The organism is Streptomyces sp. NPDC054863 (assembly GCF_053610825.1).
Genome location: NZ_JBSGZD010000054.1, coordinates 1 through 14022, shown reverse-complemented (window position 1 = coordinate 14022; position 14022 = coordinate 1). Strand labels below are relative to the sequence as shown.

Genomic DNA, 14022 nt, shown 5'->3' with positions numbered 1-14022 from the left:
GGCACGCACAGCGGGAACAGCCGCATGTACGGCGGGAACCGGCACCATCCGTGCCCCGTCCCGCCGGCCGCCGTCCGGCGCCGACCCCAACGGCTCCCCTGGCCCCTGTCGCCCCCTCAGGAACGCCTCCCCCAGGGACACTCCATTCCACAGCCCGGAGAAGGAAACCTCATGTCTGCCCGCCTCCGCCGCACTCCTCGGTCCCGTCCGTCCCACGCACCGCGCCGCGCAGTTCTGCGCCGGTTCCTTCCCGCGTTCGCCCTGACCTGCCTTGCCGCGGGAAGCCTGGCGCTGCCCGCCCATACGACGGCCGCGACAGCCGCGACAGCCGCCCTGCATGCCCGGGCGCCGGAGAGCCGGTCCGTCGCGGAGCAGGGCGCCGCCGACTTCCCCACCTGGGGGACACGCTGGGTCGTGCACGCCACGGCGGACATCGACTCGCCCTCCGTGGGAATGATCAACCAGACCTCCCCCGGCCAGGACCGCATCACCGCCGACTACCAGGTCGACACCGGCCGCAGGGTCTGCGAGGGCAGCGCCTGCTCCACCTTCATGGCCCATCTCACCCGGCCGGTCACCGGCTTCCTCACCGTCGTCGCGGTGGACATCCCCCAGGACCGGCTGCCTGGCGTCCCCGTACAGGCCGGGCAGCCCGACCCCCGGCCCGCCTCACGGCAACAGACCCTGCAGCGCGCCGCGACCTGGCTCACCGCCGACAACGGCCGCCCGGTGCCCTACAGCCAGGCCGCACGCTGGCAGGGGGGCTACCGGCAGGACTGCTCCGGTTACGTCGCCATGGCGCTCGGCCTGTCCACGCCCGGCCCCAACACCGTGGGCCTGACCCACCGCACGCTGACCCGCCCCATCTCCATGAACGAGCTCCAGCCCGGTGACCTCGTCATCGACGCCCTCGGCGACAGCAACACCCGTCACGTCGTCATCTTCGAAAAGTGGAACGACGACGCCCACCGCTCCTACACCGCCTACGAACAGCGCGGGGTGCACGGCACCAGCCACCGTTCGCTGACCTACGGGCTGGCGGGGGGCGAGTACAGGGCCCACCGGCCCCTCCAGTACGGGAACTGACGCTCCGCCGGCCGTTCCCGCTGACCGCTGCCCGCTCGCCCCCTGCCCCCTGTCCGCCTCCGCTCAGCGCAGCTGTGAAAGTCGCAGCAGGGCCTCGTCGCGGACCTCGGGGGCTGTGTCCGACGTCAGCGTGCGGAGTTGCGTGATCAGCTCGGTGCGGTTCTCCCCGGTCACCCAGCGTGGGTCACAGTCGAGTTCCGCAGCGAGCTGATCAGCCGTTCCCTGGTCGGACGCGACGGCACGGGCCGCCAGCACGGCACGGAGGCCGGCCAGGTCCCTCCGAGCCAACAGAGCCAACGCGGTGTCGGAGGTCACTCCGGTGTCTTCGGCGTCCAGGAGAAGGCGATGCAGGACACCGGCGACGCTCTCGATCCGAGGCAACGCCGCCAGCCGTCGCCCGGCAGCGGCCCTGACGGACCATGCCGGAGAGTCCGCTTCGGCGATCGAGTCGCGAAGTCCTTGCTCCATGTCGTCCTCCACGGCACCAGCCTTCCAGCGGGACATCTCGGCCGGACTTCGCCCAGAAGGCACCGTAGCGGTCGACCTTCCCCACGTGGGCTGCGGGACCGGGCGAGGTCGGCGTCAGGTTCCGCTCAACACCACGCGCACGTTGTCGAGGTGGAGGCGCAGCGCCCCGTCGACCGGACACTGCAGGCCTACAGACAGGCGGCGGACCTGGCCGTTCGCGGCAAGGACACGGGCGACCGCCACCTGGTACACGTCGTGTCCGGTAGGGCATGTGGGGTCAGCCGGTTCGGCCCTTCCCGGCCAGGACGGTGGCGCGGCGGACGGCGCGAGTTCCCACGCGGATCCGCCTGCGTAGACATCTCCGTCCGTGATGCCGATCGGCAGGCAGCAGCCCTCGCAGAAGCACTCGCCCGCAGCCACTTCGAACTGGTCCCAGTCGCACCACCGGCAGACGACGGACGTGATCACCACCCGTCCGTGCGGCTCCGGGAGGACGGTCCGGCCCAGCAGCGACACCAGGCCGCCGCCCTCCGCCACCGCCTCACCCATGGCTCCGGCGCTCCACGCATCCCTGCCTTCCATGGCAGGGATCCTTGCACGGCCCTGGGCAGCTCCGTGGGCCAGCCCGCCACCACCCTCGCCACCGGTACCGCCCTGGCTCACCGGAGCGGATCAGTAGGGTAATCGGAGCGCCGACACCAGACTGCGCCCACCACCTGCCGCCGACGAGAATCCATGAGCCTCACGTGACAAAGGCCGGGCCCACCGCAAGATCCGAACCTCTCATATCTGCCGTATCCGCACCCGCGCCACCCTCCCGGGCCACCAACTCCCGGGCCACCAGCTCCCGGGCCACCGCTTCCCCGGCCACCGCCGCCCCGCGCCGTCTCCTCGGCGTGGACCTGGCGCGCGCCGTGGCCGTGCTCGCCATGTTCGCGGCGCACGTGGGTCCGAACCCCGAGCCCTCGGGCGCGGGTTGGCTGATGGTCGCGGCCAACGGCCGGGCCCCGGCCGTCTTCACCCTGATCGCGGGCTTCTCGCTCGCCCTGGCGCAAGGCGGCCGTCAACCGCGCCGCGCCCCGGGCGGCTTCCGGGCCGTCGCGGTGCGCTGCGCCGTCATGGCGCTGCTGGGCCTCTTCCTCACGGCGCGGCCGGGCGTACTGATCATCCTCACCTTCTACGCGGCGTACTTCCTGGCCGCGGAGCCCTTCACCCGACTGCGCCCCGCCGTCCTCACCGCCTGGGCGGCGGTCGGAGTCGTCCTGGGGCCGCTCCTCTCCTACGTGATCGGGCCTCTGACCGGCCACTGGGCGTCCGGACGCGGCGGTACTCCCGCGCTGTCCGACTTCACCACGTGGTCCGGCGCGTTCGACTTCTTCGACAAGCTGCTGGTCACCGGCGCGTACCCGTTCCTCACCTACTTCCCCTACGTACTCGTGGGTCTCGCCCTGGGCAGGCTGGTGGACGTCCACCGCACCAGGCCCGTGCTCCGGATGACCCTCTGGGGAGCAGCAGCCGCGGTCGCCGGTCACGGAATTTCCTGGTGGGCGGTGGAACACGGCGGCGGCAGGCAAGCGCTCCTCGAAGGCATATCCCGGCACCACGCCTGGGCGATGGACAGGCCCGATCCGATCGTGTCCGTCCTCGCCCACCAGGTCGGCGCGATCCCTTCGACCGACTGGCACTGGCTGCTGCTCTCGCTGCCGTACAGCCAGACGCCGTTCGAGACCCTGGCGAACGCGGGCGTGGGCGCGGCAGTGATCGGACTGTGCCTGTTCGTCGTCCGCGTCCGCCCGCTGGCCGTCGTGCTCAATCCGCTGGCCGTGACCGGGACCATGGCCCTGTCGGTCTACGTCGTCCACGCGTACGCGATCTCCACCTTCGTCCACGGACCGGACGGCTGGGTCAAGCTGCTGTGGTTCTGTACGACGGCGGTGGTCGGCTGCTGGGTCTGGCAGCGCTGCTTCGCCCGCACCGCACTGCGATACGGGCCGCTGGAGTCAGGTGTGCGTGCACTGACCCGCAGACTCTGAAACCGCTCGGATTCCCCGGTCACCTCTGGGATGCCGGGACGAGAGCGGGGGCGGCCTTGAAGGAGATGGCCTCCATGAGCGGCTTGCGCTTGGTGTTGTGGAAGGCCGCGATGCGCCACTGGCCGTCCTGCTCCCGGACCAGGGTGTAGGTCTGGACCTTGGTCAGCTTCTTCGGTTTGCTGCCCTTGTAGCTGTCGCCTCGGCCGGTGATCACGGCGGTGTCCGGACCGTAGAAGCGGATGTCCAGGATCTCGTCGGCGAGCTGTGTGCCCTTGAGGAATTTGGCGAACAGCGTCCGGTGGCTGTCGATGATCTCGCGGCGGCCCTGGTAGTACGTACCGACGAAGGTGACGTAGGTGGCGTCCTGCGTGAACTGCGCACCGTACGTGTCGGCGTCGTGGCGTCGCCAGGCGTCGACGAGCGAGGCGATCACCGTGGTGACGGCATTCCGGTCGTCCGTGGTGGGCATGGAATCCTCCAGGTAGTTACACTGATGCAGATATTGCAGGTAGGCATTATCTGCATGCGTGCAGCTATTTACGCAAGGGGCACCCAGGGACATGGCAGACGAGCATCTGGTGTTTCGTCAGTACCTCGACGCCGTGGGGCTCCACGGCTTGGCCGGGGCGGAAGCGGTGGGGCTCAGCGCCTCCGAGTGGTACGCGCTCAGCCAGATCGCCTGGGAAGGCACGCTCACCTCGGGAGAACTGGCCGCCCGCACCGGTCTCACCACCGGGGCGACCACTCGCCTGATCGACCGCCTGGAGCGAGCGGGATTCGTCCGCCGGGCCGCCGATCCGGCTGACCGACGCAAGGTCGTCGTCGAGCCGGTGGCCGACTCCCTCGACCGCATCGAGAAGGTGGTCGGGCCCGCCCGGCGCCAGATCGCCGAGGTTCTCGGTCGCTACACGCCGGACCAACGCGCCGTTCTCTTCGACTACTTCGCTCGTGCCGCCCCTGCTTTCCGGGCGGCCACCGAGGAGATCAGGGACGCGGCAGCACTCCGCCGTCAGCGCGAGGCGTCCACGAAGACCGGGTTGGTGTAGAACCAGGTGTCGAGCCACGGGTTGCCCTTGCCGGGCTCGTGCGGCAGGGGGCCGTGGGGATCGATCGCCGCGCCGAGGAAGCCCGCTCCGTGGCGCTTGCCGTCGCTGCCGCGCAGCCGTACGTAGAACGATTCGTCCACGCGCCCGAGCGGGACGCGCAGGGTGTACGTGCCGCGGCGGCCCGACACGTCGGCGGTGTGGGCGACCCTGGTGTCCGGGGCGTGCCAGTCGTCACGGTCGGCGGCCGGGCCGTGGACCGCGCCGCGGATGACGTCGACGTGTTCCAGGCGCGGCAGCACGCCGTGCGGATTCCGGCGGGACGCCGCGGTCACCGTGACGGTGAGGGTGAGCCGCTCGCCGCGCCGGGCGCGCAGCCGGCCGCCGAGGGTGGCGCTGTTGCCGCGCTCGCCGCGCACCTTGACGTCGATGCCGTCGACGAGATGGCCGTGGTCGACCCAGACCCGGCCGGCCCGCAGCCCCGCCATCACGTTGCGGTAGCCGTACCGGGTGACGCCCACGTGCGTACGGCTGAACTGGCCGGGCCAGAAGTCGCCGCCGGGCTGCGGCTGGGTGGTGTTGTACGGGTCGGGGAGGCGGCCGGTGCTGTCGAAGTCCTGTCCGGGGGGCCAGGCTCCGTTGACCCAGGTGTCCTGGGCGACACGGTGGACGTCGGAGTTGGAGGTGATGGTGAAGAGCTTGCCCTCCGCCAGCATCGCGTCCCACAGACCGCCGACGGTCGCGGTCGCCCAGTCGAAGCCGCCGTGGGTGACGTACGCCTCGCGGGGGTAGCCGGGCCAGGAGTCGACGGAAGGCGAATTCGTGTACTCGCCGCGGACGTTGGTGTCCGCGTGCCAGCCCGGGATCGCGCCGGCCTGGGCGCCGGGTGCACCCTCCATGCCGATCATGATCTCGGGTGCGGCGTCGCGCCAGCCGCGCAACTCGTGCGGCGAGTCGATGCCGAGCCGCATGGGGTGGTTGGCGAGGACGAGGACATCGTCGACGTACCGGGTGCGACGCTGTTCGGCCAGCCACTTGAGGGCCTTGATCGCGTGCGCTTCGTTGCGCGGGGTGTCGGGGTGCGTCGGGGCACCGGCCGTGTAACCGAGCAGCTTGCCGTCGAAGGCCTTCTCGAAGCGGGTGAGCAGATCGACCTCGTGCCGGCCGGGCGGCGAGAAGACGGTGCAGTGCTCGGCGCCGGGGATGTACCACTCCAGGCCCTGGAAGATCAGCATGCGCCTGTTCTCGGCGCGGGCCCGCAGGATCTCACGGTGCTCGCGCGCGGCGCCGAACTCGGCGTGGCCGACATTGCTGTGCTCGGTGAAGACCATCCAGTCGAGGCCGAACTTCTGTCCTGCCTTGGCCAGTTGGGAGAACGTGTACTTGGCGTCGTGGCTGTAGACGGTGTGGTTGTGGTGGTCCCCGACCAGGTAGACCAGCTCGGGGGCGTGCCCGTGCCCTGCCCCGGGGCCGTGCCCCTGGGGCGGGCGCTCCCGTGCGTCGGCCGACGCGGGCGACGGCAGCGAGGCGGCGGCGAAGGCCGCGCCGAACAGACCGGCGCGGCGCATCAGCCCTCGGCGGCTGAGCCCTTGCGGGTCGAGCGACTCCGCGGGCACCTGGGGATCGGCCCATTCGGGCACGGGGTGGGACATGGGGACCGGCTCTCCTTCGTGCGGGCGGCAGCGATCCGTGACCCGAAGCGCACCACCAGGAGGATTTCTGCATTCCGGAACGGCCGGGTGAACCACGGGCGAAGGAAGAAGGTCGCCCCCATGGCGCACCGGCGGCGGGGGCCGGACGGGACGGACGGACGGGGACGGCCGGACGGGGACGGCCGGGGCCCGGGGGGCGGGGGCAACACCCGTCCGCCGGGTCCTGGCCGCACTGCCGACCAGCAGCCCCGACCCTCACGTCAGCCACCCCCGTCGCGCCGCCTGCCACACCAGCTGTGTCCGCGTCACGGCGCCGACGCGCTGCATCAGCACCTGGATGCGGCGTTGCACCGTGCGCTGGCTCACCTGCAATTGCGAGGCGATGGCCTTGTCCGCCACCCCGGCGACGACCAGGGAGAGCAGGTACCGCTCGTCGTCGGCGACGTTCGCGCCGGGCCGTGGGTCGCCGCCGAAGTCGGCCAGCTGTCCCGTGTCCGTGACGTGGAGCGGTGACGCGGCCACCCACTGGCTCTCGAACAGCGCGATCAGTGCGTCGAGCAGGCTGCTGCTCCGCACCACGGCAGCGGTGGCCTCGCCGAACGACCCGTTCGATCCGTCCGAACTGCCGGACATCAAAGGGCAGATGGCAACCGAATCGTCGGCGATCACCAGGCGAACCGGCAGCGCGCCCGCAGCCCGTGCCTCCTCCCCCGCACGGATGCTCCGGGCAACGTTGTCGACCATGCCCGGCTCCTCCAGGAGGGCGCGCTCGTAGATGGCCTGGTAGCGCACCCCGCGGGCCAGCAGCTCCCACTCCTCGGCGTTCTCCTCCGCGGACAGGGCCACGTGGTGGGCCTTGCACAACCACCGCATCCGCACGGCCCCGTACGCCATGTGACGCAGCCGCTGGCGGATCACACCCGCGCCGGTGATCACTTCGACGAGCTGCTGCGCGTCGTGCCTTCGTCCGCCGGCCCGGTACTCCTCGCTGAGCTGGTCCACACCCCGCCGCGCTTCCTCCAGCGCTTCCTGCCCGCGCAGCAGCAGCGGACTCAGCGCAGCGTCCGGCGCCACCGGCACGTAGCGCACGACTCCCCCTTCAGGGGGTACGGGCACCTGCCCCACCAGCCCCTTGTCGTGGAGCGAGGCCAACAGCTCGTGCGTATGCGCCGCATCGAGCCCGAGCTGGTCCGCGACGGCCGCGGCGTCGGCCACCCGCACTGCGACGAGAAGGCGGTAGACCCGCTCCTCCGCCGCCCCGATCCCCGCGGCCTGCAGCAAGTGCCCGTCTCTCACGACGCCTTGACCACCCAACGCCCCACCGGTGTACCACTCACCGGACACCACGTGATCTAACCACACTCGTACGGCTGAGTGATCTTCGTACTGCCGTACGGGAGGGCCGTCCGCGCGGATCCGCACGACATGGCGGTGAGCAGACATGTCGCTTCTTCGTCATGCGCGGCCGTAGCACCGCCACCTCATCCTGCCGACGCTTGACCAGCCGGTCACGGAACCCACCTTGCCGGCGGAAGGAGAGCATTCGGCATGCGTTCCAGACGAAGAACCGCACTACTCAGCTTCACCCTGGCCACCGCCATGTCCAGCAGCCTTGCCTACGGTGCCGCTCCGACGCCCGGGGCCGGGAAGGATGCCGTAACCACCCCCGCCTCAGCAGGAGTTGGCACTGCGAAGGTCACGCTCGTCACCGGGGACCAGGTGACGGTCGCCACGAGCGCGGGCAAGACGCTCGCCGTCAATGTCACCCCGAGACTCCGCGGTGCGGCCGAGCTCCGGACGTACACCGTCGGCGGCGACGTGTACGTCGTCCCGCGCGACGTCGAGGCGCTGATCCGCGACGGCCAGGTGGACAAGCGGCTGTTCAACGTCACCCAGCTCATCGCCCAGGGGTACGACGATGCCCACCAGGCGTCGATCCCGATGATCGTGCGCTATGCCTCCACCCCCAAGAGCAAGAGCACCGCACCCGGTGGCGCCCGCATCACGCGCAAGCTCCCCGGTCTGCGCGGAGCGGCGGTCAGCGCCGACAAGCGCGAAACCGCCGCGTTCTGGGAAGCGGTCGACGACGACAGCAGCCGGACCGGCGCCCGCAAGGCCCGTCTGTCGGGCGGCATCGAGCGTCTCTGGCTGGACGGTCGGGTCAGAACGCTCCTGGACAAGAGCGTTCCGCAGATCGGTGCCCCCGAGGCGTGGAAGGACGGCTTCGACGGCACCGGCGTGAAGGTCGCCGTGCTGGACACCGGTGTCGACGCCACCCACCCCGATCTCGCCGACCGCATCGTGGAGAGCCGCAGCTTCGTTCCGGGCGAAACGGCCCGCGACGGCCACGGCCACGGCACCCACGTCGCCTCCACCGTCCTGGGCAGCGGGGCCGCCTCCGGCGGGAAGTACCGGGGCGCGGCGCCCGGCGCCCGGCTGGTCGTGGGCAAGGTCCTCGGTGACGACGGCAGCGGTTCGGACTCCTCGGTCATCGAAGGGATGGACTGGGCCGCGCGCTCGGGAGCGAAGGTCGTCTCCATGAGCCTGGGCGGAGGGGACGGCGCCGACGGCACCGACCCCCTGTCGACGGCGGTCAACGAACTCACGGCGCAGACGGGCGTGCTGTTCACCGTCGCGGCCGGCAACAGCGGTCCCGCCGCGACGACCGTCGGCTCGCCCGGAGCAGCCGACGCAGCCCTGACGGTCGGCGCCGTGGACTCCGCCGACAAGGTCACCTCCTTCTCCAGCCGGGGCCCCAGGGGCGGGAACGGCGGGCTCAAGCCGGAGATCACCGCGCCGGGGGCGCAGATCGTCGCCGCTCGCGCCGCCGGCACGACGATGGGCACCCCGGTGGGTGATGCGTACACCACCGCGAGCGGCACCTCGATGGCCACGCCGCACGTGGCCGGCGCCGCTGCGATCCTCGTCCAGCGTCATCCCGACTGGACGGCCGCCCGTCTGAAGAACCAGCTGATCAGTACGGCGAAGACCACCGCCGCCACCTCCGTCTACGCCCAGGGCGCCGGTCGTGTGGACGCGGCCCGCACGGTCCGCCAGACCGTATCGGCCGCAGGCACCGCGGACTTCGGGCTGCGCGCCTGGGACGACACCGCCCCGGTCACGAAGAAGATCGAGTACGTGAACGACGGGGACCAGCCGGTCACCCTCGCCCTGAAGATCGAGAACGCGGGCGAGGAACTGCCTGCCGGAGTGCTCGGCCTGGGAACCGAATCGGTGACCGTGCCGGCACACGGACGTACCGAGGTCGACCTCACTCTGCACACCGCCGCTCTGACGACCGGCTCCCACGGTGCGCACGTCACCGCGGTCTCCGCGGACGGCCGGACGGCGGCCGTGACGGCAGTCGGCTTCGGCCGTGACGTACAGCGCTTCGACGTCACGCTGAAGGTCCTGGACCGCGACGGCCGGCCGACGAGCGGCACGGCCCAGGTGACGGCCTGGAACCTGGACCGCATGGGGCTGCCCGACACCTACCCGGTCGCGGCGGACGGCACCGTGGTCGTACGCGCCCCTCGCGGCGAGCACGCCTTCATCGCGGAGATCTTCCACCACACCTCCGACGGAAGCCTGCTCACGGAGTACACCTATGCCGTACAGCCCGGCACTCTGATCGACTCCGACCGGACCTTCACCCTGGACGGCGCCAAGGCCGGCCCGGTCACCATGGCCACCCCCCGGGCGGCGCAGACCCAGACCACCCGCGTCGGTCTGAACTTCCGCACGGGCACGGGCGCGGGTGAGCGCGCCTTCGACCGTGAGATGTGGCTGGACGGCGGGACGGCCGTGTACTCCGTGCCGTCACCGGCCACGAACGACGGCTTCGAATCGCGGGTCGGCTGGTCGCTCGCGGCCCCCGCACTCGATGCCCGCGTCGTCGGGCACGGCAACCGGAAGCTGGACGCGTCCTACTTCGAGGGCTGGACCGGCTCCGCGCGGATCGACGGCACCCGCGTCCTGCGCGTGGCGAAGGCCGGCGAGAACGTCCGGGGCAAGCTGGCCCTGGTCGAGCGCAGTGCCGCGCGCACACCGATGGAGCAGGTCGAGGACGCGGCGAACGCCGGCGCCCTCGGCATCCTCCTCCACAACGACCGCCCGGACCAGTGGCGTACGGGAAACTGGGGCCAGGCGGCCACCAGGATTCCGGCGATGACCCTCTCCGGTGCGCAGGGCGAAGCGCTGGCGGCTCAGCGCAACGCCGTGATCAGGATCTCCGGGACGGCAGTGAGCCCGTACGCCTACGAGCTGCTGAAGCACCGCCGGGGCGGCATCCCGGCCGACCAGCGCTACACGGTGCGGGAGAAGGAACTGGCCAGGGTGGACTCCTCGTTCCACGCCTCGACGCCCGCCACCGAAGGCGGCTACGCACGGCTCCTGCGCTCGCCGAAGCAGACGGTGGCCAACTTCGTCTTCCGCCGGGTGGTCCTGCCGCGCACCCTCACCGAGTACGTCTCCGCGGACGTGTCCACCCAGGAGGCGGTCAAGGTGGGGCCCGTATGGACGGCCAACGGCTCCTGGAAGACGACGAAGCCCGCGCAACTCCGGGCCGGACAACGCGTGTACCGCGACTGGAACAAGGCCGTGGTCCGCACCGCCCTCCTCGACGCCCAGCCCAATTCCGCGGTCCGGCAGGGCGACACCGGTGTGGTCCTGTCCGGCGGTCTGCTCGACACCGCACGGGACCAGCAGTTCACCCTCGAAGCCTCCGGCGACAAGGTGCTGACCACCGTCCACCGGGACGGCGTCCTCCTCGGCAGCGTCCCCTCCGCACCCGTCGCCTTCCCCATGACGGCGCAGCGCGCCCAGTACCGCATCGTCACCGACGTGAAGCGGACGACCCCGGGCTGGACGACCTCCACCGAGGTGCGCACCGACTGGCGCTTCCACTCGGAGCGGAAGGAAGGACCGGCCCCTCTCCCCGTCCTGTCCGTCGACTACCGGCTGGATGTCGACCGGGCCAACAGCGCCCGGCCGCTCTCCCGCACCCGCGTCGCACTGGGTGTGCGCCACCCGGGCGGCCTGAACGGGGCGAAGCCCGTCAGCGCGAAGTTGTGGGCCTCGTACGACGACGGCGCGAACTGGCGGCAGATCCGTCTCGACGCCGACCTCAGCGGCACGATCGCCAACCCCGCCACCGCGGGCTTCGTGTCCCTGCGCGTGCAGGCCGGCGATGCCGACGACAACAGCATCGAGCAGACCGTGACCCGGGCCTACCAGATCCGGCGCTGACCCCGTTCGTCCGATGCTGACCCCGTTCGGGGGCACCCGCGCCACGGGTGCCCCTGAACGCCCGTCAGGTGTCGTACCGGGTCGGCCCCGGGCCGCGGCGGTCGCGCACGATCAGCGGGACCGGGTGGTGACGCGGAAGGTGCTGAGCACCGCCTTGTGGTCCGTGGGCCAGGTCCAGTCCGGTTCCAGGAACCTGTCCCGGCCGGCCTCCTTCGTACGGACGTTGCGCACGATCGAACGCGAAGGGCCGACGATCACACTGTCCAGGAGCCGGATCCGGCGGTCCGGGTGGTAGAAGACGAAGTCGATCCGGTCCCGCTCGTCCGCCTTCGGGGCCCAGGTGAGTTCCTCCACCTTCGCGCCCGGGTTGTCACTGGGCCAGGTGAAGCCCGGGGTGCGGACCGGGTCGGGGTGGATCTGACGGTAGCTGTCACGGAAGCCGGCGTCCTCGATGGCCCTGGTGGTGGACCACTCGATCTGCGCACCGTGGTGGTCGAACAGATTCCGCGTCCTGCGGGTCCAGTCCCGGTGCGAAGGCTCGTTGAAGTCGCCCGCCATGACCGTGAGCCGTCCTCGGCGCCTCTCCCGCGCGGCGTCGGCGAGCACGGTCCTGGTCACGGCGGTGCGCCCCGACGCCTCGTTGAGGCGCATGATCAGGGCGGTGTCGGTGATCGGGCCGGTCGGGATCTCGCCCCAGCCGTACTCGGACGTCTCCAGCGGCTCCGGCGTTCCGCCGCCGTAGCCGCGGGGCAGGTAGTTCACGTAGTAGCGGTACTCCAAGTGCCCGGAGTACGCGACCACTTCGGTGCCGCCCACCGAGATCACCGCCTTGGACCAGGACGGGAACGACTGGTGCTCGATGATCGGGTACCGCGATATCACCGCGGGGTCGGTGGGATTGGCGTTGTCGTAGTAGGTCAGGCCCCTGGCGGCGAGATCGGACAGCAGGTGCGCGACCCGCTCGGGGTTCGACTCGCTGAGCATGACCACGTCGGGGCCGACCGCGGCGATGGTGTCCGCGATGCCGCTGCGGCCTCCCGGCACTCGGCTGCCCCCGAGCCAGATGTTGAACTGGAGGACCTTCAGGGTCCGGTGCTGTCCTCGGCCGCCCGGGAAGGAGGGCCTGGCCTCGGCGGTTCCCGCACCGACCACCCCCGCCCCCACCGCGGCACCGACCATACCGAGCAGTTCACGACGTCTTACCACGCGGAGCCTCCATGTTTCACGTACCGGACGCAGCCGGGCACCGCCCGACGCGCTGGTCGGAGTCTTGAGGCAGCCGGCGTACGGAACCTGAACGCCCGCCGAACTCTTCGCCGCACCGGAAGAGGGGGCCGGGGCGTCCGGGCGTAAAGAGGGACGCTACTCGTGCCGATACCCGGAGAGGCCGTTGCCCCCTCTGAGAGCCCGGAGCAGTCCGCATGCGCGTCGCCGCCCTCGTCCTGTCCGCCACCACGATGCTGCTGTCCCTGAACGCGCCCCGGGCCGCCGTGACGCACGTCCCCCTGCGCGCCTGCTACATCGACGAGTACGGCACCGCGCACTGCGAGAACCACCCGGTGTGCCAGGAGCACCCCGACGGCTCGATCAGCTGCGTCGTGTAGCGGGAGGCGGACGTCTCCTGGTGGCACAGGCCGCAGCACAACGGGCTCCACGCCCTTCCGCCGGCCCGGAAGCGGCGGAGCCCGTGCCTTCGGGTGCATCCACGGACGTTATGACCGGCTGACATTGGCGGAATCCGATGCGGTGCCCCCACACTCCTCACCAGGACACCTTGACGGTGCATCGACAAAAGGGGCGGCTGCTCCGCCCCGGAGGGGCCGGTACCCGCCACCCCGTACCACCGGCTCCGTCTCTCCCCCCACCCGCAGAGACCAGCCCCATGAAGGGACAGCCATGCTCCACTCGAAGTGGTTCGCAGCAGCCGGCACCGTCGCAGCCCTCACTGTGATCGCGGTGCCTTCGGCGCACGCCGCGCCTGCGCCCGCAACGGCTGCACCGACCAGCGTCTCCGCAGCCACGACCCTCTACTACGACGACACCCGGGCCCGTGGCTGGGAAGCCGCCATAACGGCCGGAGTCGCCTCCTGGAACGCCAACACCAGCAAGGTCAAGCTGGCGAAGGTCAGGCCTGGCACCCGCGCAGAGATCCAGATCGTAGCCACCAACGGCTGGCCGCAGGCCACGCTGGGCCCGGTCCGTCCGGGCGGCCGGGCCAGGGTGGAACTCGGCAACCTCGCGGTCACCGAGGGCCATGACAAGACCCGCATCGCCGCCCACGAGATCGGTCACAATCTCGGCCTGCCGGACACCAAGCCCGGCCCGTGCTCCCAGCTGATGTCGGGTTCCAGCGCCGGTATCAGCTGCAAGAACTCCGTCCCCAACGCGACCGAACGGGCCCGGGTCGACTCCGCCTACGCCGACCGCGCCGCCACGCACACCCCGGCCGAAGGCCGCCTGCTGGTCGACGCGCCCTGACCGCCCGGGGCGGAC

The 14022-nt window shown here is 71.2% G+C and carries 12 protein-coding genes; 6 read left to right on the top strand and 6 right to left on the bottom strand.

Annotation, left to right across the window (positions count from 1 at the left end):
- Positions 1–171: 171 nt before the first annotated feature.
- Positions 172–1086, top strand: coding sequence for a hypothetical protein (locus tag ACWGIG_RS13310; RefSeq protein WP_453321676.1), 915 nt, complete (start codon positions 172–174; stop codon positions 1084–1086).
- A gap of 63 nt (positions 1087–1149) precedes the next feature.
- On the opposite strand, the gene ACWGIG_RS13305 is transcribed toward ACWGIG_RS13310, so the two are convergent.
- Both ACWGIG_RS13305 and ACWGIG_RS13300 read right to left on the bottom strand, forming a co-directional pair.
- A complete protein-coding gene (locus ACWGIG_RS13305; protein WP_453321675.1) occupies positions 1150–1554 on the bottom strand; it encodes a hypothetical protein in 405 nt (134 codons plus the stop codon).
- Positions 1555–1668: 114 nt separating this feature from the next.
- The gene (locus tag ACWGIG_RS13300; protein WP_453321674.1) at positions 1669–2136 is read right to left on the bottom strand and encodes a hypothetical protein; all 468 of its coding nucleotides are present in this window, start codon (positions 2134–2136) and stop codon (positions 1669–1671) included.
- Positions 2137–2300: 164 nt separating this feature from the next.
- Between ACWGIG_RS13300 and ACWGIG_RS13295 the strand changes: the two genes are divergently transcribed.
- On the top strand, positions 2301–3587 hold the full coding sequence (locus ACWGIG_RS13295) for a heparan-alpha-glucosaminide N-acetyltransferase domain-containing protein (protein ID WP_453321673.1): 1287 nt from the start codon (positions 2301–2303) through the stop codon (positions 3585–3587).
- 19 nt (positions 3588–3606) lie between these two features.
- On the opposite strand, the gene ACWGIG_RS13290 is transcribed toward ACWGIG_RS13295, so the two are convergent.
- Entirely contained in the window at positions 3607–4056 is a 450-nt protein-coding gene (locus tag ACWGIG_RS13290) for an SgcJ/EcaC family oxidoreductase (protein WP_453321672.1), read from the bottom strand.
- A gap of 91 nt (positions 4057–4147) precedes the next feature.
- On the opposite strand from ACWGIG_RS13290, the gene ACWGIG_RS13285 reads away from it, so the two are divergent.
- Positions 4148–4633: a MarR family winged helix-turn-helix transcriptional regulator gene (locus tag ACWGIG_RS13285; RefSeq protein ID WP_453321671.1), complete on the top strand. Its 486-nt coding sequence runs from the start codon at positions 4148–4150 to the stop codon at positions 4631–4633.
- On the opposite strand, the gene ACWGIG_RS13280 is transcribed toward ACWGIG_RS13285, so the two are convergent.
- Positions 4597–6282: a PHP domain-containing protein gene (locus ACWGIG_RS13280; RefSeq protein WP_453321670.1), complete on the bottom strand. Its 1686-nt coding sequence runs from the start codon at positions 6280–6282 to the stop codon at positions 4597–4599. The genes ACWGIG_RS13285 and ACWGIG_RS13280 overlap by 37 nt on opposite strands.
- Before the next feature lie 255 nt (positions 6283–6537).
- Entirely contained in the window at positions 6538–7563 is a 1026-nt protein-coding gene (locus ACWGIG_RS13275) for a helix-turn-helix domain-containing protein (RefSeq protein WP_453321698.1), read from the bottom strand.
- Between the two features lie 267 nt (positions 7564–7830).
- On the opposite strand from ACWGIG_RS13275, the gene ACWGIG_RS13270 reads away from it, so the two are divergent.
- Positions 7831–11529 (top strand): S8 family serine peptidase, encoded by a 3699-nt coding sequence (locus ACWGIG_RS13270; RefSeq protein WP_453321669.1) that lies wholly within the window; start codon positions 7831–7833, stop codon positions 11527–11529.
- Positions 11530–11640: 111 nt separating this feature from the next.
- Here ACWGIG_RS13270 and ACWGIG_RS13265 read toward each other — a convergent pair whose 3' ends face one another.
- Positions 11641–12735 (bottom strand): endonuclease/exonuclease/phosphatase family protein, encoded by a 1095-nt coding sequence (locus ACWGIG_RS13265; protein ID WP_453321668.1) that lies wholly within the window; start codon positions 12733–12735, stop codon positions 11641–11643.
- A gap of 215 nt (positions 12736–12950) precedes the next feature.
- Between ACWGIG_RS13265 and ACWGIG_RS13260 the strand changes: the two genes are divergently transcribed.
- Both ACWGIG_RS13260 and ACWGIG_RS13255 read left to right on the top strand, forming a co-directional pair.
- The gene (locus ACWGIG_RS13260) at positions 12951–13133 is read left to right on the top strand and encodes a hypothetical protein (RefSeq protein WP_453321667.1); all 183 of its coding nucleotides are present in this window, start codon (positions 12951–12953) and stop codon (positions 13131–13133) included.
- A 292-nt stretch (positions 13134–13425) separates the two neighbouring features.
- Positions 13426–14007 (top strand): snapalysin family zinc-dependent metalloprotease, encoded by a 582-nt coding sequence (locus tag ACWGIG_RS13255; RefSeq protein ID WP_453321666.1) that lies wholly within the window; start codon positions 13426–13428, stop codon positions 14005–14007.
- Positions 14008–14022: the final 15 nt, after the last annotated feature.

Excerpts from the sequence above, each read along its gene's own strand:
- ACWGIG_RS13270 (WP_453321669.1), top strand. The coding sequence starts at position 7,831 with ATGCGTTCCAGACGAAGAACCGCACTACTCAGCTTCACCCTGGCCACC.
- ACWGIG_RS13290 (WP_453321672.1), bottom strand. The coding sequence starts at position 4,056 with ATGCCCACCACGGACGACCGGAATGCCGTCACCACGGTGATCGCCTCG.
- ACWGIG_RS13285 (WP_453321671.1), top strand. The coding sequence starts at position 4,148 with ATGGCAGACGAGCATCTGGTGTTTCGTCAGTACCTCGACGCCGTGGGG.
- ACWGIG_RS13280 (WP_453321670.1), bottom strand. The coding sequence starts at position 6,282 with ATGTCCCACCCCGTGCCCGAATGGGCCGATCCCCAGGTGCCCGCGGAG.
- ACWGIG_RS13305 (WP_453321675.1), bottom strand. The coding sequence starts at position 1,554 with ATGGAGCAAGGACTTCGCGACTCGATCGCCGAAGCGGACTCTCCGGCA.
- ACWGIG_RS13300 (WP_453321674.1), bottom strand. The coding sequence starts at position 2,136 with ATGGAAGGCAGGGATGCGTGGAGCGCCGGAGCCATGGGTGAGGCGGTG.
- ACWGIG_RS13310 (WP_453321676.1), top strand. The coding sequence starts at position 172 with ATGTCTGCCCGCCTCCGCCGCACTCCTCGGTCCCGTCCGTCCCACGCA.
- ACWGIG_RS13260 (WP_453321667.1), top strand. The coding sequence starts at position 12,951 with ATGCGCGTCGCCGCCCTCGTCCTGTCCGCCACCACGATGCTGCTGTCC.
- ACWGIG_RS13255 (WP_453321666.1), top strand. The coding sequence starts at position 13,426 with ATGCTCCACTCGAAGTGGTTCGCAGCAGCCGGCACCGTCGCAGCCCTC.